We start from the raw sequence: 23510 nt of genomic DNA on the forward strand, positions 1-23510 counted from the left end.
TCCTTACACCTGGAAAAGCTGGCACAAAATAAAATACCACTCAATAAAGTATTGGGGGCCATCCAAAGCGAGAATGTAAATATTCCTGGTGGCAGTATTGAAATGGGTGCCAAAAAGTTCAATGTAAAAACGAGTGGAAATTACAAGACCGTAGAGGAGGTAAAAATACAATCGTAAGCAGTGCCAATGGTAAGTTGGTGTATGTGAGAGATATTGCAGAAGTTGGATTTGATTATGAGGAGCAAGGTTATATGGCCCGCCTCAATGGAAAGCGGGGTGTATTTGTGGTAGCCAGTCGCAAAGCAGGCACCAATATTTTTGCGGTCGAAGAACAGGTGAAACCTGTGCTGGAGCAATTTCAAAAGGAGTTGCCTAAGAGCATCGGTTACGAACAAAGTTTTGATAATGCAGAAAGCGTACGTAAACGACTGAGTGGCTTTACCGGTGATTTTGGTATCGCTATTTTCCTGGTATTGTTGACCTTACTGCCATTAGGTTTCCGGGCTTCGCTGGTGGTCATGATCTCTATTCCTTTGTCCCTGGCTATTGGTTTGTTTTTGTTGGATATGTTTGGCATTACCATTAACCAGTTGAGTATTGTGGGTTTGATCGTAGCATTGGGTTTATTGGTGGACGACAGTATTGTGGTGGTTGAGAATATTGAGCGTTACCTGCGTATGGGGTACAATAGAAAAGAGGCGGCAATGCAGGCTACCAAACAGATTGGGCTGGCCGTATTGGGTTGTACGGCTACCCTAATATTTGCCTTCCTGCCATTGATGTTTTTACCCGAAGGGGCGGGTGATTTTATCCGTAGCTTGCCTGCTGCTGTGGTCACTACCGTATTGGCTTCCTTATTTGTTTCCCTTACCATTGTTCCGTTTTTGTCGAGCCGTATTTTAAGTCCGCACCATAATCCGGAGGGGAATATCTTTCTGCGTGGTTTGAAAAGATTTATAGGAGGTTCCTACCGCCGTTTATTGCACAGCGCGATCGCTCATCCTGTTATTACCTTACTGGTGGCGCTGGTGGTCTTTGTGGGCAGCCTGGCCTTGGTGCCGATAGTTGGTTTCAGTGTATTCCCTGCCTCGGAAAAGCCCATGTTCATGGTAAATATTGAAACACCGTTGGGTACCAGCCTCGCTGCTACAGATAAAGTAACCCGGTATGTAGAACAGGAAATCAAGACCATTCCCGACCTGAAGAATTATGCTACCAATGTGGGGCATGGTAATCCGCGCATTTATTACAATGTAATACCCCAGAATGAAGCCAGTAACTATGCCCAGTTATTTATCCAGTTGAAGGAAACACCCCCTCTAAAAAAATAAAACTGATCGATGAGTTAAGGAGCAGGTTCAGGAATTATCCCAATGCCAGGATCGAGGTAAAGGATTTTGAACAAGGACCACCGGTAGACGCGCCCATTGCGATCCGGTTATTTGGAGAAGACCTGGATACTTTAAGATCCTTATCATTCCGGATAGAAGACCTATTGAAGAAAACACCGGGCACTATGTATGTCAACAATGAACTCACCACCTTGAAAACGGATATCAAGATCAAGGTCAACAAGGAAAAAGCCGGTATGCTGGGTGTTGCTGTGAATGAAATTGACCGGTCAGTGCGTATGGCTATTGCGGGCCTCAATATCGGCACCTTCCGCAAAGAGAATGGAGATGAATACAATATCAATGTAACCTTGCCCCGGGGCAAACACCAAACGTTGGATGCCTTGCAAAAGGTGTATGTAAGTACAGCCAACAATGCTCCTGTTCCTTTGAGCCAGGTAGCAGATATACAATTTCAGTCATCGCCTACCAGCATCAAACACTATGATAAGGATCGTTATACCGTGGTGACAGCCTTTGTTCAAAGTGGGTACAATACGACCAAGGTAACAGATGGATTATTGAAAAACCTGGATAATATGGCGTTCCCGGCCGGCACACACTATGTAGCAGCAGGAGAAGTGGAAAGTAAGCAGGATAGTTTTGGCGGGCTGGGAACCATTGTGCTCATTACCATCTTTGGTATACTGGGTATCCTGGTGCTGGAGTTTAAAACATTCCGTGGTACTTTGATCGTACTATCCGTAGTGCCACTGGGTATCATCGGCGCTGTACTTATCTTACTGGCTACAGGCAATACCTTTTCTTTTGTAGCAGTAATTGGTCTTATTGCGCTGATCGGGATCGAGGTCAAAACTCCATCTTACTCGTTGATTATACCGATCAACTGCGCAAAGGAGGGATGGGACTGGATGATGCGATACAGGAAGCGGGCGAAACCCGGTTTGTGCCTATCATCCTGACCACGCTCACCGCTATTGGAGGTTTGATGCCGCTCGTATTGGAAAACAATCCCTTGTATACCCCCTGGCCCTGGTGATCATTGGCGGGTTGATCAGCTCAACCTTACTCACCCGGGTTGTAACACCGGTGCTCTATAAGTTGCTGGCGCCTAAGGTGGAGGTGGAGAAAAGTGAGTAGTCAGTTGTGAGTATGTTTGTCCTGAGGAGCTAATAGCCGATGGTAAATAGGGGCTAATAAGGCAAAGAGGCTGGTTAAATGGTGAACCATTTGGCCGGCTTCTTTGCTTTTTAGAGTTATTGTTCCGGTTTTATGGATTTGGTTCGGGCTGCTGTTTTTCTGTAATTGATTGTATATATTCGTATCTTAATCTCTTACAGGCATGGATACTCTCCCTGATCGCGTTTACTCCTTCCTGGATCGGTATAAGCAATTGAAACAAACCGAGGCTGTGAAGCGACGGTCTTCTGTGCTGGACCTTTTCGGCCGACACAAGGCACTCAAGGCACGTTTATTGAGATCAATCAAACTGAAGCGGAATTCTTCAACGTCTTCAATATCCTGAAGATCAGGTATGCTGAAGTGAAGCTGCACACTCCCTTTATAGCACATCTGCTCGACCCCGCTGGTACGCATGCCCAGGGGCCCCTGTTTTTCAAAACCTTTATTAAAAAACTTCTGCCTGATACACTTTTTGAAAATTATGATCCTGCATATGTATCCGTAGTAGATGAACTGTGGTGTGGTGAAGGTGTGGGTCAGATCGATCTGTTTATCAATCATAGCGCCAGGCATAATCCATATGCTATTGTTATTGAGAATAAGATCAATGCGGGTGATCAACAACTGCAATTAGTAAGATATAAGAATTATCTTGATTCTTTAAGGCATATTCAGGCTGGTAGTAAGCGTATTTTTTACCTTAAACCATTGGGTGGCTTTCCCAGTGAATATTCTGTTGAGGCAACATTATTGGCGGATTGGCAAAGTCAAGGCCTTTTCCAAATGATCTCTTATAAAACGCACATCATTGAATGGCTGGAGGACTGTATGGATAATATTAAGGCCATCAAGGTCAGGGTCATGGTGGAACAATATTTGCAACTATTAAAGTCTATCTGTAATGAATAAGTATCAAACTGAATTATATCAATTTTTTACTTCCGAGGAAAACTTTGACGCTGCCTGTGATGTAGTGGAACAATTTGCCAGCGTAAAGGATATCCTGTTTGCTGAATTCTGGAACGAAGTGGCTGGTCAATTCCGGCAAAGGATGGCCACCTACCCCGGATGGAAAGTTTTTTGGATAAAAACATTGATAGCAGGTATTCAAAGCTTTGTCTATATAGAGACGAGTTTTGTGGTTCACCTGATCATGCCGAACTATCCATTTGTATTGAGCAACTTTCGGGGGCGCCCTATTATGGGGTGTGGCTCAATAACCAGTTTAGAACCACCCGGGCAGACCTTGTAAGAGCTTATATCAGTGAAATAAGAGAAGGGTGGAAGTCGAACGGCCTGGACAGTCATTGGCCGTTATGGGATCATACTGGCATCAATTTTAATAATATGGCTGATGTACGTCGTTTACAGTCGTCCAAAAGAATTGAATTGATCAATGAACTATTGAAGTGGGTGATGGAGCTTTTTGTGATGGTAAAAGAGAGGTTGGAGCATATATTTTTACCCGTATAAATGCTGATAATACTACTCGTATAAATAAGAAGGTGGATCGCCCTTAATAAGTGATCCACCTTCTTAATGTCGACTGCCGGCCTAATTCAATTTCGTTTTCGTAGTATCCCCTTTCAGGTGTTTGTCCAGGAATTGTAAGATCTGGCCATATCCTTTGATCTCATTTTCTTTTTCAGGAAGCCATGACCTTCATCGGGGAATACCACATAGTCTACAGCTACCCCATTCTTTTTTACAGCAGCTACTACTTCATCACTTTCTATTTTTAATACACGGGGATCATTGGCGCCCTGTAATACCATTAAAGGTTTTTGATATTGCCGGCATGTAGGAGCGGGGAGAACTGTTTCAACCGTACCGTGTCGGCCGTATTGGGATCGCCAATTTCTTCATACAGTGCCTTTTGAACGACTCCCAGTAAGGAGGTACTTCTTTCAAGGTGCGCAACCAGTTGGCTACGCCAAACAGGTCAACGCCGGTTTTAAATTCATCCGGCTGGAAGCACAAGGCCGCCAGCGTCATATAACCACCATAAGAACCGCCGATGATACCAATCTTGGTAGAGTCAATGTAAGGCAGGGAAGCCAGGTGTTTTTTACCCCATACACAATCTTGCAGGTCTTTCTCTCCATGGTTGCGATTGTCCATTTTAAAGAAAGATTTTCCATAACCACTACTGCCCCGGTTGTTTACGGCCAGGATAACATAACCATGGTTTACCAGGTATTGGATCAGCGAGAAATAGCCGGCTCTTGACTGTCCGCCGGGGCCGCCATGTACCCAAACCAGGGCAGGTACTTTATTGGTGGCGCTTGCCTGCTGGGGCTTGTAATAGATAGCGGGGATATCCAGCCCGTCGAATGATTTGTACCGTACAATTTCGGCCGATACCAGCTCATCTTCTTTGATCTCGGGGTTCAGCGTATTCGTGAGCTTTTTTGAGTTCCTTGGTACCAAAGTCGTATACATAGATATTGTTGGGCGATTTGGAGTTACCTACCGTCAGGCGCATCTTGTTTTCACTGCGGGAAATGCTGACGCCCTGCACATCGCCATCATCCAACTTGGGGAAGTCGATAGCCTGACCTGTTTTGTGGTCAAAGATGTAGATCTTGTTCTTGCCATCTTCATTGACACCTATTACCCGGTATTTTTCATTATACGAAAGGTACATGTACATCACATCCCAATTGGTGCTGTACAGCTTTTCCTTTTGCCTGTAGCGATATCATATTTTACCACATACTGAAATTCGCTGCCATCATCTGTTGAGTAATACAGCGTACTGTTGTCCATCGAAAATTGCAGCGGGGCATTGCTGCTGGACACACTATCTGTATTCAGCAATTTGGTTTGCTTGGTTTGCTGATCGGCCAGGTAGATATTGGTGGAGGAGGTGGTAAGCGTTTGCACCAACGCCAGGTAGCGTTCATTGTCGGACATAGCACCTACATCAAATCCATTATCATTTTTATAGATCATGTTCGATTTCCAGCCGGTGGTATCCATCTTGTACAGGTCGAAGTAGCGGGGATCGCGCTTATTGCTGCTGTAATAGAGCCATTTATTATCGCGGCTCCAGCCATAGAAACTGGCTTTTTCTTTGGCGCCCGGCGTCAGGTCTTTTATACTGCTATCCCCTTTATCGAGGAAGAGGTGGTCGTTCTCATTGCCGCCCTTATCGGAACTATAAATAAAGTGCGTGGTGCCGGGTACATAGTCATTTCCAAATACCGATTCTTTGGTAGAAGTGGTCAATGGTCTTTTCTGTCCACTGGCAATATCAATTTCATAGGCATTGTAGATGCCGCTTTCATTGCTGCTGATGAGCAGCTTTTTATCGTCCGATGAAATGGCGCCGCCGCCAACATTGGTGCTTTTATAAAACTGCTCAATACTGTATTGAGCTACTTGCCGGGCTGTGGGTTCTTTTTCATTGGCTTGTTCGTTGTTACAGGCCGCCAGACTGCCTGCAACGGCAATCAGGAGAAGGTGTCTTTTCATGTCTAATGAAGGTTTTAAAACAGAAGATAATGAAATATAGGCTTCCGGGACTGGGTATAATTATGGACGGTAGGAAGAAAAAAAGGGAGGCCTGGACGGACCTCCCGATATAAGGTAAGCACTGACTCTGTACTAATATACGTAGGAATAATGCAAGCGGTTTGTTACTATATCTTAAATTAATGTTATCAGTCAAAAATCACCACTCGCCATTTACCACTCACTACCTGCCACTTACCTCTTGCCATTCACCGCCTGGTCATCGTGACTGGCTTTGGGGCCAAACACAAACTCGCCCACCAGTACCCCCTCCTGTTTGCCGCCTTTTTCCATCTGAAGCGTAATCAGTTTGCGCTCCTGGTGGCCATCGGCATAATGAGTAAAGATCTCGGCCATTACCGTAGTGGGCCCACTGAACTTAAATTGCTGGTCGCCGTAATAATTGACCTTGACCTGGTATTTGCCGTTGATGGCTTTCTTGAGCAGGAACTGCTCAGGGCCATATCCACGGGTGAAATCATTGGACATCCGGCCTCCGATTAAGGTTTCCTTGTGACTGTAATAACAGGTCTCTTTATTGGGGTCCGTTACCCATAGGTCCATATCCGTATCGTTTTTGTTCCAGTTCAATACCACCCGTATATCCGTGGGCATGGCATGGATCAGTTTATGGTCGATGCCGGCCAGGTTTAATTGATCCCTGTGCAGGCTGATCAGTTGATTGATCTCGGTAACAATGATCTCTTCAATGCCGCGATACATGCCCGAAGTGCTTTCGCTGTAGTTCTTTTAAGGGCGGCATACAGCGTATCCAGGGCCTGCTGATACTTGCCGGCATCGGCCAGGGCCAGGCCATAATCACGGTAACTATGTGGTTCCTGCGGCCGCCATTGGAGTATCTTCCTGAAAACGGTGATGGCTTCCTCACAGGCGCCGGCCTCACGGAGCTTATAACCCAATAGTTTGTACAATTCATGATTTTCCAGGTCGATCTCGGCCATATTCGTCAGTATCTGTAAGCCGGTCAACGTGTCCTTTTCCCGGAAGAAGAAATTGGCTACATCATAGTAAAAAAGTGGGTGTATAGAGGTATTCTTTGCGCAAGGCCAGGTAGGCAGCATATCGATTGCCGGCCTTTTCTTTGGCCAGCGATTGCAGGTAGCTGCGTTCCGGTGTCCATTGTTTGATATCAATGGAGGTCCGCTCTTGCCGGGAAACATCACCAACATACCCAGACCTTACCTCTTCATCCTTGGCAACAATTGGACTGCTGGCGGTCGGAATAGCTGTCCGCTTTGCTTGGGTAACATGTAATCCCGGAATCCGTCCTGCCAGCTGCTTCATTAAGCGATCATCTGAGCCGGTGGCTATGCTGCCGGTTAATTCCCTTTTACGACTTGTACCATAACCCACTACCACTACTTCCTCTAATTGAGCTCTTGGGGCAGCAGACCGATCAGCTGCCGCCTCCAGCCTGGCTGGATCGGGTGCCTGGTTATTAAAACTGACCGTATCTGTACGCGTGGGCCTGTCGGGCCGGTAGGGCTTGCCGGGCTTTGGACTTGCCTGTGCTGTAAAACTCCTGTTCCACCAGGTTACCAGCCCATTGAGCTGTTGCAGGGCATTGGCCAGCGTAACTTGTAGCCTGCTTTCCCGTTGCGCCAGTTGTTGCTTGATCAGCCGGTCGTATTGATCCCTTAGATCGGCAGGCGGCTCTATTTCATAACGCACATAGTCGTTCACCGTTTCCAATACAATAAGAGAAGTATTGCGGGTAACGATGGAAAACTGTTTGCCTAAAAAGCTGATCAGTTCCTGGTTCTGTTCATACTGAATATCCAGTTCACCGATCTTCTTTTGGGCCCATACCCGGGCCAGGTTTACAGCACTTACTTCCTGCTTGCTGTAATCCAGCGTTACCGTTTTTCGCTCGTTACCGTACTGCCATAGCCAAATTGCAGGGTAATGGTGGCGGTAGGTTCCGTCACCATCCCGGCCAGCGAAAAATTGCTGATCACTGGTTCGGGCAGCGAAGGGTACGTCTCACTCACCAGTCTATTGCGTTTAACGCCGATGAATTGTAAGGACTGTTGGGTTAGTAATTTCTCTGCCTCGTTTATTTTCAAGGCATCCAGGTTAATGAATGCGCCGCCTGTCTTTTGGGCTATGTATTGAGATTGGCGAAATCGGAACGTGGTGCCGAACTGATGGTATATACGGGTTTATTGGGCAGTTTGATTTCCTCGCCGGCACTAAGAGAAGACAGGCCATCCGTGAAAAAGAGGTATTCGTCACTGCCGCCAAAGTTGATCTGGTTATAATTCGTGCCGCCATCATAAGTCAATTGTTCAATAGCTTTTTAAGCTCCTGCCAGTTGCCCTGACGAATGGTGAAGCTGCCTGCTTTGCGGAAAGTATTGTTGAGTACCGTGAGGTGCACCACCAGGTTGTCGTTGTGCTGAATATAGCTGCCCAGCAGTTCCAGTTCTTTCTTTATGTTCCTGTTGAGGCCACTGAGTGAGGCATCCCATACAATCGTGGCTTCATTTACCCTGGCTTTGGGCCTGCTGTCTTTTTGTGGAAAGCAATTGACCAGGAAATAGTAGTTGCCGCCTGATTGCTGCATCATCACTTCGGCATTGGCAGATGATTTGGGAATGGCGATGGTAAGCGATTGTTCCGGTATAAAATGTTCTTTGCTAAGCGAGGCCGTATAATTGTGATTCCATTCTTTAAACCGCAGGTCGCCGTTGGGCTCCTCCTCCAGTTCGGGTTTAAACGCCTGCTGCAATACAGACACATTCAATTTGAATTGGTCTATGGGGCTTTTATAATCCATGGGCAGGTGATAGCGCAGCGATTGTTTATTCGTATATACCAGTTCTTCTTCATAGGCAATGATCACCGTACGCGTGCCATTGGCAGGCAGGGGATATATGCGCGTGCGGAAATTATTGCCTTCCACCCTTTCCAGCAATCCGGGGTCTACCCGCTGCCGTTCGATCTCTTCAAACACCTGAGTGGCCTTTTCTTTCTCCACGGGCACCGCTTCCCGCATCTGTCCGTTAATATCCAGTGCATAGCGGCTAACAGATATGCCCTGTGGCATGGGAAATAGCAGCTCTCCTTCCAATATACGGTTATGTTTATTGTGGAAGGTCATTTCCATGGTCGTAATGGCAATGGACCCAGCTACTTTAACATCTATGGATAGTTTGCTCAGCGTCACTTTAGGATCTTCCTTATCCCCGATCTTCAATTGCGGTAGTTGAGCCTGGCCAGGCGTATAACAGGCCAGCCATAGCAGCAGGGCCGTGCCAAAGCGGATTCTTTTCAGCATAAAGGTGCGTTTCTATATAGATGCAGGGGAGGGGGCGTTTACATAAGCAGGCCGCTCCCTTTAATCAGCGAAATCCATCTACATCTATGTATTCAATGACTCTCCAGGGCGGCCCGAAGGTACCGGAAGGGTACTCGTAGGGTACCGCTTCCCTATTAAAGGCGCATTTCCTTAAAAATGGTTGAGCCCCAGCCCCTTTCTCCTAAAGCGCACGCCCGCCGCCTGGCGCGCCGTCTGATCCACATAATCCGTGGAATCCTTTCAAATCCGTCTATTCAGCGATTCCCTGGTGTTTCCCTGGTCATTCCCTGGTGTTTGCCTGGTATTTCCCTGGTCAACTCCTGCCTAAGCCCCGGGTAAGTCCTGCTCATACCCTGATCAACTTCTCACCAGCTCCTGGTCAAGCCCTGGTCCCTTTAACCCGATTCTGCGTAATCTGCCTTTCAAATTGAGTAACCAGCGATTCACTTCCGGTCTTCGCCCAACCCGCCAGACTAAAATAAATAGTTAATAATCAATAATTTAATCGATTCATAAGCAATGGCGATTAAGTTTAATCCGCCTGCTTCATCCACCAATTATCCCCGGTCTTTTATATTTCTTGCTTTCTATATCCAAATTCTCTTTCTGTCCCTTACCTTTGCGGCCTGAAAACACCCCCTGTTAAAAGGTGGTTAATAAAACAATACATTCTTAAAACATATGGCAAACGTTGGTAAGATCAAACAGATCATCGGCGCGGTAGTGGATGTGCAGTTTGAAGGAAAGCTCCCGGAAATTTATAACGCATTGGAACTGAAAAGACCAAATGGCGATACCCTGGTACTGGAAACACAACAGCACTTGGGTGAAGACAGCGTACGCTGTATCGCTATGGATGGTACAGAAGGCCTTATTCGTGGCCTGGAAGTAACTGATACCGGCGCAGCTATCGCGATGCCAACAGGTGATGCCATTAAAGGCCGTTTGTTCAATGTAACCGGCGATCCTATTGATGGTTTACCAGCTGTATCTAAAAAAAAGGTGGTCGTCCTATCCATAGTAAGCCCCCTGCATTTGAAAACCTTAGCACGTCTACCGAAGTACTGTTTACCGGTATTAAAGTAATTGACCTTATCGAACCTTACGCTAAAGGTGGTAAGATCGGTCTGTTTGGTGGTGCCGGTGTAGGTAAAACCGTATTGATCCAGGAGTTGATCAACAATATCGCGAAAGCATATAGTGGTGTATCTGTATTTGCCGGTGTAGGTGAAAGAACCCGTGAAGGAAATGACCTGATGCGTGAAATGATCGAAGCAGGTATCATGAAATATGGCGATGCTTTCAAACACAGCATGGAAGAAGGCGGATGGGACCTCAGCAAAGTGGATATGAACGAGCTGAAAGATTCCAAAGCTACCTTCGTATTCGGTCAGATGAATGAGCCCCCAGGTGCCCGTGCACGTGTGGCCTTATCTGGTCTTACCATTGCAGAATACTATCGTGATGGCGATGGTCAGGGCAAAGGACGTGATATCCTGTTCTTCGTAGATAATATCTTCCGTTTCACCCAGGCAGGTTCTGAAGTATCGGCCCTGTTGGGTCGTATGCCTTCCGCGGTAGGTTACCAACCCACCCTGGCTACTGAAATGGGATTGATGCAAGAGCGTATCACTTCTACTAAAAACGGTTCAATCACTTCCGTACAGGCCGTTTACGTACCTGCGGATGACTTGACTGACCCCGCTCCGGCTACCACCTTCGCTCACCTGGATGCAACAACCGTATTAAGCCGTAAAATTGCCGACTTAGGTATCTATCCTGCGGTTGACCCCTTGATTCTACCAGTCGTATCCTAACACCAGCCATTGTTGGTGACGCACATTACAATACTGCCAACCGTGTTAAGCTCATCTTACAACGTTATAAAGAGTTACAGGATATCATTGCCATCCTTGGTTTGGATGAGTTGAGCGATGAAGATAAGCAAACCGTATCCCGTGCACGTAAAGTACAGCGTTTCTTGTCTCAGCCTTTCCACGTAGCCGAGCAGTTCACTGGTCTGAAAGGTGTACTGGTTCCAATTGAAGAAACCATCCGTGGTTTCAACATGATCATGGACGGTGAAGTAGATGAATATCCTGAAGCAGCTTTCAACCTGGTAGGTACCATCGATGATGCTATCGAAAAAGGTAAGAAACTGTTGGCCCAAGCGCAGGGATAATTAACCAATTTGAAAATGGGCAAATGTGCGAATGACTGATACCCGAAAACTATCTCTTATCCGCACATTGGTACATCGGTAATCTGCACATTAGTTTATTATGAATTTAGAAATATTAACTCCCGAACGTAAACTCTTCAGCGGCGATGTATATGGTGTTCAACTGCCAGGTATTACTGGTTTGTTTGAAGTACTGAATATGCACGCTCCACTGGTAAGTGCGCTGAAAGCTGGCCGGTTGAAGGTGTTGAAAGATAAGTCCAACGACCAGGTATTTTACGATATTCAAAGTGGTTTTGTTGAAGTACTGGACAATAAAGTAACCGTATTGGTAGAAGGCGCCACCACTGTAGAATAGGGAGATCAAAAGCATATTTTATATATCCCGCGCTAGCAGCGCGGGATTTTTTTGCCCATACGATACAAAGAGTTGACACCTTTACCTTACAACTACATCTTCATGTAGTGTTTGGGCTAATACCATAGATTATTTTGTGCCAATACCCATGTTAATCACTCGTTTGAGCGATTGGACAGGGTATTCTATCCCAATAACTTTATCAGCATATCATTACCCAAAAACAAGAATGAATAACATGCCAACCTTATCGGGCCGAATAGCGGCACTACTGATCCTTACGGCTTCCTTTGCCTGCAAAAAGGAGATACTGGTCCCAAAGGCGAAACCGGAGAAAAAGGTACAGCCAACGTAATTTACTCTGCCTGGATGCCCACCAATCCCTGGGTGGCTTCCACTACCTCTACAGGTTCTGGTAAAGCAACCTATTATTTCGATATCGCTTCTACCAAGGTTACACAAGGTATTATCGACAGTGGTACTGTACTGGTCTATGCGAAATTTGTAGCCGATCCCGATGGTGTCGGTATTGCCAAATTGCTGCCCAGCATTTACTATAATGTTGGAGGCGCGGCCACCCAATACCGCTTTCAGCATGGACTACTCATAAATACCATCCGGGTGATCTGTGATGTGGTGCCTACCGGTATTCCCAGCACCACCAATCAGGTAAGATATATTATTATTCCAGGCGGTACGCCTGCCTCGGGCCGGGTGATGAAACCCAACTTTGCACAACTTACTTATAGCGAAGTATGCCGGTTATATGATATTTCCGAATAAATAGTTGCCTGGTAGTACCAGGGTTGGCCAATTCCGCCACTCATGAAGGCAGGGATTGGCTTTTTTATTTGGGCTCTCTCACTGCTTTCACCACGGGCACAGGGGTAACTGACTCACTGCCATACTTTTCACGCTTTTGCGTAAAGGGAAGTTCAATATAGCGATAGCTCAACGCAGAGATACCTATAGAAACTAGGATGAATGCTAACCAGATCATTAATTGATAGGGTAACCCATAACTGCCTTTATAAATGTATTTAAACAGGAAATCAGACAGTACGGTATGTAAGAGATAAACGGAGTAGGATATTTTACTAATGAAGGTAATAGGTGCTGAAAAATATCCATCGTTCTCATATACTGCAGCCAGGGTATAGAAAGTGCAAAGCCCAGGCTGAACAGGGGAAAGATGAGAATGGCGCTTACAATATTGATCTGGTCGGGATGAACAAACTTGAAATACATCCATATAGATGCTGTAAGCAACGTAATGGAAGCCAGGAGTAAGGCTTGTTTGTATTTTTGTAAAAGCTTTTGTAATTGTTCATGAGATAGGCAGTCAATACGCCCATGGCGATGGCATCCAGGCGGAAAAGGGTTATCCGGCGCAGGTGCAGGTCCCAATGGAGATTAAAGCCTGGCCTTGATTGCTGGATATATCCTGAGTCGAGTAATACAAAGGCCGCGGTTCTCAGTATAAAGGGAATCGCAAAGAAGAGAATGATCATCAGCAGGAATGACCTGCGGAAGGGTATTCTCCGGATATTCATGAAGAAGAACAACAATAAGGGAAATAGCAGGTAGAAATATTCTTCGATGGTTAGGCTCCAGGCCGGTACAAAAAAGTAGGGTGGGGCCACATGAAATTTTGTAAAAAAGCGGAAAGAGGAAGGCCGTAAGGGGAACGTGGTGAATGCCTTCAATCAAAATGGTAAGTACGATATTCAGGACAAGAACGATATAATACAGGGGAAGCGTTCTGAACCACCTGCGTACCCAGAATACTTTGAGGCCATTCTTATCAAATTTTTTTCTGGAAAGCCTTGTACATGATATTGCCAATGAGGAAACCGCTAAGTACAAAAAAGATCTCCACCCCGGCAAAGCCCATAAAATTATAGAGGTATTCCCTGGGCCAGGCAAAGGGCAGAAAGGCCAGGGAGTGACTCAGCAAAACCAACATCACAGCCATTGTTCTCATCAGGTCGAAACCGATATATCTATTTCCAGTCATAGGCGTTTGTAAGGGCGTGGTAAAATACAATTTTATTTGATATACTGCCAGCACAAAAAAGGGGCCGTCACAACGTAATCGTGACGGCCCATGCCTTTTCTCAGGATATTGGAAAGAGAACTATTGTTTGATGAACTTACTGTTTAAGCGTACACTATTAGCGATCACTACTTCCGCATGGTATACACCAGACTTCAGTGATGATACATTGATGATCTGTTGGTGCAGTGGCACCGTTTTTTGAAAACCTGTCTTAAGGATCAACTTTCCGGCCATATCATAAATGTTCAGGAAGGAAGAGCCCGTAGTATTGCTGCTGGTTTGCACATGGAGCTGGCCTTGTGCCGGATTGGGATACAATACCAGTTTGTTTTCCGCAATACCAGCTTTCGCATCGGCCAACGATTCGGTAGTAACTGAGCTGGTAGTGGCAGTGGTAGCAACTCGCGCTGCATTGGAAACCACCGTGATTTGCATCGTATCACTGAAAGGCCTCCAGTCATTGCCCCAACCAGTGAGCCTAAACCGGTAAGTACCTTCTACCAGGTTGCTGACGGTGGTTACCTGTAGCAAATTATTGGCAATGGTGTGTTGCGTGGGGCCACTTATCCTGGTCCATGTCCATGCCCTGAATACGCCGGCGGGATCATTGGAAGCCGAACCATTGAGGGTAGTACTGTTTACAGGCAGCGTAAGGGTCTGATCGGGACCAGCATTGGTAATCGTGCCATTGCCAGAAGGTCCGGCTGGACCGCCCGTGCCGCCGCCATTATTGTTGCCATTGCCGGGATTGGTAAGACCGGGTTTTACGATCACCACCATCGTATCGGAGGAAGGAACAAACTGGTGATCCCAGGCAGTAAGGCGGAACTGGTAGGTACCAGCCGCCAGGTCGCTGGCTGTTGTTACAGCTACTTTGGCATTGGCGATGGTGGCTGCTGGTCCACTGATCTTGGTCCAGGTATAAGCATAGATGGGACCATTGGGATTGGTGGAACCCGAGCCATTCAGCGTTACACTATTGGTGGGTAGCGTAATAGTAATATCAACTCCTGCATTGGCTACCCGGCCAGGTATCGGCGGATTGGTAACTGGTGCTGGTTTTACGATCACTTTCATCGTATCGGAAGAAGGTACACTCTGATGATCCAGGGTTGTAAGTTTGAACTCGTAAGTGCCTTCTGTAAGTCCGCTAACTGTTGTAGTTGCAATTTGCGCATTGGCAATGGTGAAGGCTGTTGGTCCGCTGATCTTGGTCCAGCTATAACCATTGATAATACCATTGGGATTGGCGGAGGCCGATCCATTCAAGGTAGCGCTATTGGTGGGCAGGGTAATGGTAACATCTGCACCGGCATTGGCTACCTGAACACTTGGTTTCTGGGGGTGTTGCCGGCTTTAACCGTTACTACTTTGGTATCGGATTTGGGTACCCATGCACTGTTCCAGGTGGTAAGCTGGAATTCATACGTACCTTCTACCAGGTTGGTAGCCGTGGTGATGCCAACGGCCGAGTTGGTAATGGTGAATTGTGAGGGGCCGCTGATCTTGGCCCACTTCCAGGCATTGATATTACCACCATAGGGATCGGAGGAGGCCGAACCATCAAGCGAAACACTATTGGTGGGTAACGTAATGGTAACATCGGGTCCGGCATTGACACCAGAGCCGCTGCCATCACCAGGGTTGGGGTTCGTTACGTTTACAGTTACTGTAATATCGTCGGATACCGTATTGTATTTATCATCAATAGCTGTCAGCCTGAATACATAAGTCCCTGTTGTAATGCCCATTACCTGAGTAGCTGCATAGTTGGGGTCGATGATCTGGAAGGCAGCAGGTCCACTGATCTTGGTCCATTCGTAGCTTACAATATAGCCATCGGGGTCGGTGGCAGTACCTTTCAGGTTCACGATGCGCGTAGGTGGGTTCACCGTAATATCAGCTCCTGCATTTACCACGGGCGGTTTGTTGCCCGCAGGAGGGGAGTGGCCAGACTTACAGTTACCGTAACCGTGTCCAATGACCAGTCGGCGCGGTCATCTACTACCTTCAGTTCATACCGGTAAGTGCCGGGTAGGTTCAATCCGGTAACAGTAGTAGAACTGTTTGTACTAAAAGTACTAGTGGATATAGAACCTGCATAAGGACCGGCTATCTTTGTCCATATATAGCGTACAATTTTTCCATCAGCATCAGTCGATTTACCGGCATTCAGGGTAGCGGTGCCAGGATTATTAAGGATTGCAACAGCTCCACCAGCATTAGCTACCGGGCGTTTGTTTGCGGGCAGGCTTTTATTTTGTCCCAGGAACCATTCATACAGATTGGGATTTTGCCACCTGTATTCTGTATCATAAACACGGCCCCATATCCAGTGGTCGCCGGTAGGCCAGATCGTTTTGTAGGGAGCAACCGCAGGGTTTAATTTGTTGATATTGGCAATGGCGCTATTGGTGCAGGATGCCAGTACGGTACTGTCATCAGCAGCATGGAATGCCCAAACAGGCAGGTTGGCATTGGTTAAATTGGAGAAATTGATGCCAGGGCAGGTGCCGCAGCATACGCCAATAGCGGCCAGTCCTTTGGCATTGTCAAGCGTAGCACCGGCATAAGACCATACTCCGCCACCACCGAGGCTAAGCCCCGTAAGGAAAATACGGTTTTCATCTATCCGCAGGTTCTTTTTGGCATAATTGATCATTTCTTCTACGTAGAAGTTTTGCCATCCGCCATACTTTCTGTCTAATTGAGGAGATAAAACCAGGAAGGTTTCTGTTTTTCCATTCCAGGTGAAGGTCATCGTGTGGCCATTCTTAATGGCGCCAGGTACGCCTAAGCCAGCAATGTTGGGCAATTCAGTTGTTCCATTTCCTTTTTCCCCTACGCCATGTAAAAAGATAATGACGGGATACTTGGTGTTTGGATTTGCATCGTAATTGGTCGGCGTGTACTGGTAAAAGCCAATAAACTGGCCGTTACTTGCAGTCAGGCTTTTGGGTACTTGCTGAGCGGATACAGTTAAGGTGATCAACAGGCTCAGGCACAGGAATAGTTTTTCATAGAGAATTCTGAAATTTAGCACATTGGTTATGAAATAAAATCCCCTGTGGTCAGCTAGTAGTTAAACTAACATGACCACATTGATGACTCACATCATCATTACTGAAATCCAAACTTGTAGGCAATAAGGAAAAATGGCAGCCGGTTAACTATAATTGCGCCCTCTCACTCCGTGGGGTTGTTACGCGTGAAAATGCAACGCCTTATTATTGTACTAACCGAGCTTAAATAGGGAAAGATTGAACGGCAAGAAAAGTCGCAATTACTATACCAATCTCAATAAAATCTTGTGCTATTTTTAACTACATTATAATTTAATTTTTGTAATAAAGAATTGTGTAAGTACTTCTACGAACAGTTATTTAACAGCCCACATTTTTTGTTGAATGCTGAAGTGTTGATCTGTTCTACGTTTCAGCCGATAAATGATGAAACAATATTAACTAACAGTTGATCGCATTGAATGGAATATAAAATATAAGCGGGATGAAATAATTTCATCCCGCTTTCAAAAATAATACAGCGTGTAAGTGTTTCTGTTTAGCGTTTAATGAATTTTGTCACCATTCTCTTCTTACGTTCAATTTGTACTTCTATATAATAATTACCATTTCTGAGGTGGCTGATCGTAAATGGAAACTCCTGGTAAGCCTGCGATTTGATACGCCTATGCACTTCTACTGGTCTGCCAAACTGATCCATCAGGGTAAAGGTTGCAATACCCAGTGTATCCGTAATGCATCGAACCGTAATTTGTGAGGCCCCCTGTGTTGGATTGGGATAGACAGTGATGTTTTCATCGTATCGTAAATTATTTACCACTGAAATGTTCACGCTGTCCTTGCCGGTTGCGCCATTATTATCTGTAATGGTGAGTTCAAAAACATATTCACCGGGTTGCAGGTTGGTAGCCGTGGTGATAACCGTATTACCTCCAATGGTGGCAGCAGCAGGGCCGCTTACCTGTTTCCAGGTATAGGCCGTAATGTTGCCATCTTCATCGTAAGACAATTGACCGTTCAGGGTAGCGGAAGTAGCAGGCACAGCGATCATTACATCCTTTCCGGCATTGGCTATGGGCTTTTTATTTTCCTTAGCCAGTACAGTCAGTTTCACCTTGTCCCTGGCAATACCACCCCTGTTATCGGTTACAGTCAGTTCAAACTCATATTCACCTGCTTGTACACCTACAATCGTTGGTTTGGCAGATGCGGAATTGATAATTGTCAAAGCGCCTTGCCCACTGGTTTTAGTCCAGGTCCAGGCAACGATCGTTCCATCGGGATCATAAGAAGCACTGCCATCCAATTCAATAACAGGGTTGGGCAGGTTTACACTGATATCACTTCCTGCATCAGCTACCGGCAACACATTGGGCGGCAGTTGAACAGTTACCTTTAACCTGTCCTTTGCAATACCGCCTCTGTCGTCAGTTACAGTCAACTCAAATTCATATTCCCCGGCTTCTGCATCGAGGATGACAGGCTTGCTGGATGCTGAATTGATAATTGTCAAACTTCCTGTGCCCCCTGTTTTCACCCAGGCATAAGAAACTATCGTACCATCCGGATCGGAAGAAGTGCTGCCATCCAATTGGATAGAAGGAGCCGGCAGGGTAACACTGATATCATCGCCAGCCCTGGCGATAGGCAATTGATTGGCCGGCATGATCACCGTCACTTTCACCGTATCCTTAGCACTGATATTATAATTATCTGTTACGATGAGTACAAAAGTATATTCCCCACCTGTCAGATTTTCGAGTGCGGTAGTGGCCGCATTGGCATTGCCCAGGAGAAACTGGCCTGGACCTGCCACCTTCGACCAGGAATAGGTTAAGGTATTATTACCATCAGGGTCATAGGAACCACTTCCATTGAGGGTGGTATTGTTGGTAGGCCAGGTGAGGGTAATATCGGCTCCTGCATTGGCCACCGGCGCCCTATTGGGGTTGGGGCTTACAGTAATGACCACGATATCATCATCAGACAAACCGCCATTATCAGTAACTGTCAATTCAAATGTATAAGTACCCGCTACCAGGTTACTCAGGGTAGTGGTAGCTGTATTGGCATTACCCAATGTATATTGGGCGGGGCCGCTAACCCAGCTCCAGCTGTAGGATACAATGGTATTGTTTCCTTCAGGATCCGTTGAGCCTGTACCGTCGAGCGTTACACTATTGGCAGGCAGGGCGATCGTATTATCATTTCCTGCATTGGCCACCGGCGCCCTGTTGGGAATGGGGCTTACTGTAACTACTACCAGGTCGGTAGACGACAAATCGCCATTATCAGTCACCTTCAATTGGAAAGTGTAGGTGCCTTGCACCAGGTTGGTCAATGCAGTGGAAGCCCCATTGGCATTTGCCAGCGTGTATTGAGCCGGGCCAGTTACCAGGGTCCAGGTATAAGTACTAATGGTATTGTTGCCATCCGGATCAGTCGAAGCCGTACCATTGAGGGTTGTACTGTTATTGGGCAGTGGGATGTTGATATCTGCACCCGCATTGGCCACTGGCGGTTGGTTGGGTCTTGGGTTTACCGTTACTAATACCGTATCTTTTGCAGTTAAACCGCCATTATCAGTAATGGCCAATTCAAAAGTATATGTTCCCTCCACCAGGTTGGTCAGTGCTGTGGAAGCTGCATTGCTATTGCTGATGCTAAATTGTGCGGGACCGGTTAATTTGGTCCATGCATAAGTAGTGATCGTGTTGTTGCCATCCGGATCAGAAGAAGCTGTTCCATTCAGCGTAGAATTGCTTACTGGCAGCGTAATGGTTATATCACTGCCCGCATTGGCCACTGGCGCCCTGTTGGGGATCGGATTCACCGTTACTAAAACAGTGTCGGCATGACTAAGTCCTCCATTGTCAGTTACCAGCAAACGGAAGGCATAAGTACCCTGTACCAGGTTGGTGAGTGCAGTAGAGGCTGCATTGGCATTGGCCAGCGTATGTTGTGCAGGCCCGCTGATCCTTGTCCAGGAATAACTGGCAATTGTATTATTGCCATTGGGATCAGTAGAGGCCGAACCATTCAGGCTGGTGCTATTAGCCGGCAGGGTAATTACAATATCTGCCCCTGCATTGGCTACCGGTGGCCGGTTGGGTTCGGGTTTTACAACAATCTGAATCGTATCGTCAGTAGGTACAAACACACCATCCCAAACCCTCAATTTAAACTTATAAGTACCTTCTGCCAGGTTACTCAAGGTAGTGGTAGCTGCATTGGCATTACCCAAACTGAATTGGGCTGGTCCGGAAATTTTAGACCACTGGTAGCCATTGATATTACCATCTGGATCATAAGAAGCACTGCCATCCAGGGTTAAACTGTTGGTGGGCAGCGTAATGGTTACATCATTGCCTGCAATGGCAATGGCGTTTTGATTACCGGCTGGTGGTTGCGGTTTCACCAATACTGTCACCGTGTCTTTGCTGCTGCCTCCCTCATTATCCGTCACCATTAATTCAAAGGCATAGGTACCCAATTCCAGGTTATCCAATCCCGGTGACGCAATATTGTTAGCACTCAAGGTATAATTAGCAGGACCACTAATCTTGGTCCATAACCAGGTGGTGATGGTGCCGTCGGGATCTGTGGAGCCTGATCCATTGAGCGTTGTGGCCGTGGTAGGCAGGTTGATAGATATATCCGAACCTGCATTGGCCACCGGTGGTTGATTAACCGTGGCAGCTGGTTTTACAACCACGCTTATATTATCACTATGTGTTTGTCCGCCATTATCGGTTACCGTAAGCTGGAATACATAAGTACCGGCTGCCAGGTTGGTCAGTGCTGTAGAAACAGCACCTGAATTGGCCAGCGTGTATTGTATGGGGCCGCTTATCCAGGTCCAGGAATACCCTACGATCGTTCCATCAGGATCGGTAGAGGCCGAGCCATTTAAAGTTGTATTGTCAACAGGTAGGGTAATCGTTAGATCAGTCCCTGCATTGGCTACAGGTGCTTGATTGACGGGTGCTGGTTTTACCGTTACCAAAATAGTATCATTACCAGTAAGTCCACCATTATCCGTTACTACCAGCTTGAATGCATAAGTACCTTGTACAAGATTGCTCAGTTCCGTAGCAGCCGCCGCCGGATCGGCCAGCGTATGCTGGGTGGGGCCACTGATGCGGCTCCAGGCATAGGAGGCGATGGTGCCATCCGCGTCAGATGAACCACTGCCATTCAGCGTGAGGCTATTGGCGGGCAGCGTAATGGTAATATCGCCACCGGCATTGGCCGTGGGTGCTTGATTGGCAGGCGTTTTTACCGTTACTTGTACCGTGTCGGCATCTGTCAATCCTCCTGCATCCGTCACCAACAGGCGGAAGGCATAAGTGCCTGCCACCAGGTTGGACAATGGGGTAGAAGCAGCATTGGCATTGCCTAAAGTATGTTGTGTTGGTCCACTGATCCGTGTCCAGCCATAGGAAGCAATGGTATTATTGCCATTGGGATCAGTAGCTGAACCATTTAATGTTGTATTGTTGGTAGGTAAAGTAATGGTGATATCGGTACCTGCATTGGCTGCAGGAGGCAGATTACCGCTGGCCGCCAGCACGGTTACTTGCACCGTATCCGTTTTGGGAACCCAAAGGTTGTCCCATACCGTCAATTTAAAAGTGTATACTCCTTGTACCAACCCATTCAGGGCTGTAACAGCAGCATTAGGGCTTACAATATTGAAGTTGAGCGGGCCACTCAATTTAGACCATTCATACTTAACAAGGTTCCCTTCGGGACTATAAGAAGCAGAACCATCGAGGCTAGTACTGTTATTGGGTAATGAAATTACAATGTCCGCACCTGCATTGGGTACACCATTTTGGTGTGGCGGCTTCACCGTAAGCTTTACTGTATCATCGTCCCATAAGCCATCCGTATCTTTTACTACCAGGCGGAAAGTATAATCACCGAGTACAAGCGCTGTTACCTGGCTCGACGCCGCTGAAGGACTGGTAATATTACCACCTGTAGGTCCTGTGAGCTTTGTCCAGGCATAAGAGGCCATTTTACCTTCGGGGTCAAAGGAAGAAGAACCATTCAGCGTAGCGGTAGTAGCCGGTTGATTGATGGCAATATCGCCACCGGCATTGGCAGTAGGTGCCTGGTTAGGACCTGCGCCCGGCACCACCGTTATCTTAACTGTAGCAAAAGTCCAATCAGCCCGGTCGTCTACTACTTTTACCTCGTATTCATAGGTACCCGCAGAGATCAGTCCTGTTACAGTTGCAATACCATTGGTAGATACCGAGGTGGCGATACTTCCGTAATTGGGGCCCGATTTCTTAGTCCATATATAACGAACAATAGTCCCATCAGGATCGGTTGAGGCCGAGGCGTTGAGCGTGGCTGTACCTAACCCCGTGGTAATGGTTTGTGCCGGTCCGGCATTGGCTACCGGTCGTTGATTGACTGGTTTGCTTTTGTCCTGTCCCAGAAACCATTCATAGATATTGGGGTTTTGATAGTTGTATTCCGTATCATATACACGGCCCCATATCCAGTGGTTGCCATCAGGCCAAATGGTCATATAAGGTTTAACTGCCGGGTTTAATGCGTTAATACCGCCAATAGTACTGGTGGTACAACCTACCCCCACCGTACCATCGTCGGTTGCATGGAAAGCCCATATCGGCAGGTTGGCATTCGTTAAATTAGAGAGGTTAACATTGGGACAAGTACCGCAGGTTACCCCAATAGCATTTAAGGATTGGGCATTGGCCAGTGAACCGCCTGAGTATGCCCATGTTCCGCCACCACCCAGGCTTAAACCCGTGAGCGTAATACGGTTGGGGTCTATATTCAGGTTGGCCTTGGCATACTTGATCATTTCCTCCACATAGAAATTCTGCCACCACCCATAACTTCTGGACAACTGGGGAATCAGCACAATAAAGGTTTCCCATTTGCCATTCCAAAAGAAACGCATGGTATGCCCTTCATTGACATTTCTGGGTGTACCATTGCCTAAAACAGAAGGCAGGTCGGTAGTACCATTTCCTCGTTCGGAGATACCATGCAGGAAGATGATGACCGGATACTTGGGCTGCAGGTTAGGATTATAATCATAGGGCGTAAACTGGTAAAACCAATAAACGTTCCATTAGCAGCGGTGAGGCCCTTGGCCGCCAACTGTGAAAATCCTGTAAATGATAAAAGGGAAAAGAAGAAAATCAATGTGGCGTGTACATACCACTTTCTCCTGGTGCGGGTACAGTTTTTCATGAGGTTGATTTTTCGGATTTAGGATATCTGGGACTAACTGGACTCTTTGGATTACGAATAACAATATACAATAATCCTACCAGGAAACAACTGTGTTGTAGCTTTCGAAACATAATAAGACCCCATTTTTTAAAGGATAGACAAGCAAGCTGTTCTTTAGAGTGGTTTTGCAGAGTACAGAATATGGGTAGTAAGTAAGCAGGTAACCCACGCAAAATAGAGGCCAAATGCGAGTTTCAAGGTTATTAATGGATAAAATGTGGAAAACCTGCGTGAA

General features: G+C 46.6%; 18 protein-coding genes and 3 pseudogenes. 9 read left to right on the forward strand and 12 right to left on the reverse strand.

All coding sequences use genetic code 11. The features are described 5' to 3' along the window. Positions 1–33: 33 nt before the first annotated feature. The 4 genes and pseudogenes from RS881_RS07990 to RS881_RS08005 all read left to right on the forward strand — a co-directional run bounded on the left by RS881_RS07990 (position 34) and on the right by RS881_RS08005 (position 4007). Positions 34–1331 (forward strand): annotated as a pseudogene (locus tag RS881_RS07990) (efflux RND transporter permease subunit). Between the two features lie 50 nt (positions 1332–1381). After that, positions 1382–2295, forward strand: a pseudogene (locus RS881_RS07995) (efflux RND transporter permease subunit); the annotation flags it as partial. Between the two features lie 599 nt (positions 2296–2894). Beyond that, on the forward strand, positions 2895–3443 hold the full coding sequence (locus RS881_RS08000) for a PDDEXK-like family protein (RefSeq protein ID WP_315820592.1): 549 nt from the start codon (positions 2895–2897) through the stop codon (positions 3441–3443). A gap of 159 nt (positions 3444–3602) precedes the next feature. Next, positions 3603–4007, forward strand: a complete 405-nt coding sequence (locus RS881_RS08005; RefSeq protein ID WP_315820593.1) for a hypothetical protein — start codon at positions 3603–3605, stop codon at positions 4005–4007. 113 nt (positions 4008–4120) lie between these two features. Here the strand turns inward: RS881_RS08005 and RS881_RS08010 are convergent, their stop codons facing one another. From RS881_RS08010 to RS881_RS62540, 5 genes and pseudogenes are all read right to left on the reverse strand, one after another. Next, a complete protein-coding gene (locus RS881_RS08010) occupies positions 4121–4309 on the reverse strand; it encodes an alpha/beta hydrolase family protein (RefSeq protein WP_315820594.1) in 189 nt (62 codons plus the stop codon). 46 nt (positions 4310–4355) lie between these two features. Beyond that, positions 4356–4976, reverse strand: a complete 621-nt coding sequence (locus RS881_RS08015; protein ID WP_315820595.1) for an alpha/beta hydrolase family protein — start codon at positions 4974–4976, stop codon at positions 4356–4358. Then, complete coding sequence (locus tag RS881_RS08020; protein ID WP_315820596.1) at positions 4903–5190, reverse strand: hypothetical protein; 288 nt, start codon at positions 5188–5190, stop codon at positions 4903–4905. Before RS881_RS08020 ends, RS881_RS08015 begins: the two co-directional genes overlap by 74 nt. After that, a complete protein-coding gene (locus RS881_RS08025) occupies positions 5187–6011 on the reverse strand; it encodes a TolB family protein (RefSeq protein WP_315820597.1) in 825 nt (274 codons plus the stop codon). The genes RS881_RS08020 and RS881_RS08025 overlap by 4 nt, the downstream gene beginning before the upstream one ends. A gap of 234 nt (positions 6012–6245) precedes the next feature. After that, positions 6246–9350, reverse strand: a pseudogene (locus RS881_RS62540) (DUF2135 domain-containing protein). Positions 9351–10052: 702 nt separating this feature from the next. Here RS881_RS62540 and RS881_RS61550 point away from each other — a divergent pair. The 5 genes from RS881_RS61550 (at position 10053) to RS881_RS08080 (ending at position 12694) form a co-directional block, all read left to right on the forward strand. Continuing rightward, entirely contained in the window at positions 10053–10457 is a 405-nt protein-coding gene (locus RS881_RS61550; protein WP_315820604.1) for a F0F1 ATP synthase subunit beta, read from the forward strand. A gap of 41 nt (positions 10458–10498) precedes the next feature. After that, positions 10499–11188, forward strand: coding sequence for a F0F1 ATP synthase subunit beta (locus RS881_RS61555; protein WP_315824395.1), 690 nt, complete (start codon positions 10499–10501; stop codon positions 11186–11188). Positions 11189–11241: 53 nt separating this feature from the next. After that, the gene (locus tag RS881_RS61560; RefSeq protein WP_425476375.1) at positions 11242–11553 is read left to right on the forward strand and encodes an ATP synthase beta subunit C-terminal domain-containing protein; all 312 of its coding nucleotides are present in this window, start codon (positions 11242–11244) and stop codon (positions 11551–11553) included. 100 nt (positions 11554–11653) lie between these two features. Next, positions 11654–11911, forward strand: coding sequence for an ATP synthase F1 subunit epsilon (gene atpC, locus RS881_RS08075; protein ID WP_315820606.1), 258 nt, complete (start codon positions 11654–11656; stop codon positions 11909–11911). Between the two features lie 369 nt (positions 11912–12280). Further along, positions 12281–12694 (forward strand): hypothetical protein, encoded by a 414-nt coding sequence (locus RS881_RS08080; protein WP_315820607.1) that lies wholly within the window; start codon positions 12281–12283, stop codon positions 12692–12694. A gap of 64 nt (positions 12695–12758) precedes the next feature. Here the strand turns inward: RS881_RS08080 and RS881_RS08085 are convergent, their stop codons facing one another. From RS881_RS08085 to RS881_RS08115, 7 genes are all read right to left on the reverse strand, one after another. Beyond that, positions 12759–13163 carry an acyltransferase family protein gene (locus tag RS881_RS08085; RefSeq protein WP_315820608.1) on the reverse strand — a complete coding sequence of 135 codons (405 nt, stop codon included), beginning with the start codon at positions 13161–13163 and terminating at the stop codon, positions 12759–12761. Beyond that, positions 13117–13554: a hypothetical protein gene (locus RS881_RS08090; RefSeq protein ID WP_315820609.1), complete on the reverse strand. Its 438-nt coding sequence runs from the start codon at positions 13552–13554 to the stop codon at positions 13117–13119. The genes RS881_RS08085 and RS881_RS08090 overlap by 47 nt, the downstream gene beginning before the upstream one ends. Before the next feature lie 161 nt (positions 13555–13715). Then, on the reverse strand, positions 13716–13928 hold the full coding sequence (locus RS881_RS08095; RefSeq protein WP_315820610.1) for an acyltransferase family protein: 213 nt from the start codon (positions 13926–13928) through the stop codon (positions 13716–13718). Positions 13929–14048: 120 nt separating this feature from the next. Then, on the reverse strand, positions 14049–15239 hold the full coding sequence (locus RS881_RS08100) for a T9SS type A sorting domain-containing protein (RefSeq protein WP_315820611.1): 1191 nt from the start codon (positions 15237–15239) through the stop codon (positions 14049–14051). 50 nt (positions 15240–15289) lie between these two features. Further along, a complete protein-coding gene (locus RS881_RS08105; protein WP_315820612.1) occupies positions 15290–15889 on the reverse strand; it encodes a PKD domain-containing protein in 600 nt (199 codons plus the stop codon). After that, positions 15883–17013 carry a carboxylesterase family protein gene (locus tag RS881_RS08110; RefSeq protein ID WP_315820613.1) on the reverse strand — a complete coding sequence of 377 codons (1131 nt, stop codon included), beginning with the start codon at positions 17011–17013 and terminating at the stop codon, positions 15883–15885. The genes RS881_RS08105 and RS881_RS08110 overlap by 7 nt, the downstream gene beginning before the upstream one ends. A 518-nt stretch (positions 17014–17531) precedes the next feature. After that, positions 17532–22937, reverse strand: a complete 5406-nt coding sequence (locus RS881_RS08115; protein WP_315820614.1) for a PKD domain-containing protein — start codon at positions 22935–22937, stop codon at positions 17532–17534. Positions 22938–23510: the final 573 nt, after the last annotated feature.

Origin of the sequence: Paraflavitalea speifideaquila, assembly GCF_032395985.1 — a bacterium.
Taxonomy (GTDB): domain Bacteria; phylum Bacteroidota; class Bacteroidia; order Chitinophagales; family Chitinophagaceae; genus Paraflavitalea; species Paraflavitalea speifideaquila.

What these genes read in the sequence shown, in the direction of transcription:
- RS881_RS61550 (WP_315820604.1), top strand. Translation starts at nt 10,053, where the DNA reads ATGGCAAACGTTGGTAAGATCAAACAGATCATCGGCGCGGTAGTGGAT.
- RS881_RS08025 (WP_315820597.1), bottom strand. Translation starts at nt 6,011, where the DNA reads ATGAAAAGACACCTTCTCCTGATTGCCGTTGCAGGCAGTCTGGCGGCC.
- RS881_RS08095 (WP_315820610.1), bottom strand. Translation starts at nt 13,928, where the DNA reads ATGACTGGAAATAGATATATCGGTTTCGACCTGATGAGAACAATGGCT.
- RS881_RS08015 (WP_315820595.1), bottom strand. Translation starts at nt 4,976, where the DNA reads ATGTATACGACTTTGGTACCAAGGAACTCAAAAAAGCTCACGAATACG.
- RS881_RS08005 (WP_315820593.1), top strand. Translation starts at nt 3,603, where the DNA reads ATGGAAAGTTTTTTGGATAAAAACATTGATAGCAGGTATTCAAAGCTT.
- RS881_RS08085 (WP_315820608.1), bottom strand. Translation starts at nt 13,163, where the DNA reads ATGGATGTATTTCAAGTTTGTTCATCCCGACCAGATCAATATTGTAAG.
- RS881_RS08115 (WP_315820614.1), bottom strand. Translation starts at nt 22,937, where the DNA reads ATGCGTTTCTTTTGGAATGGCAAATGGGAAACCTTTATTGTGCTGATT.
- RS881_RS08010 (WP_315820594.1), bottom strand. Translation starts at nt 4,309, where the DNA reads ATGGTATTACAGGGCGCCAATGATCCCCGTGTATTAAAAATAGAAAGT.
- RS881_RS08080 (WP_315820607.1), top strand. Translation starts at nt 12,281, where the DNA reads ATGCCCACCAATCCCTGGGTGGCTTCCACTACCTCTACAGGTTCTGGT.
- atpC (WP_315820606.1), top strand. Translation starts at nt 11,654, where the DNA reads ATGAATTTAGAAATATTAACTCCCGAACGTAAACTCTTCAGCGGCGAT.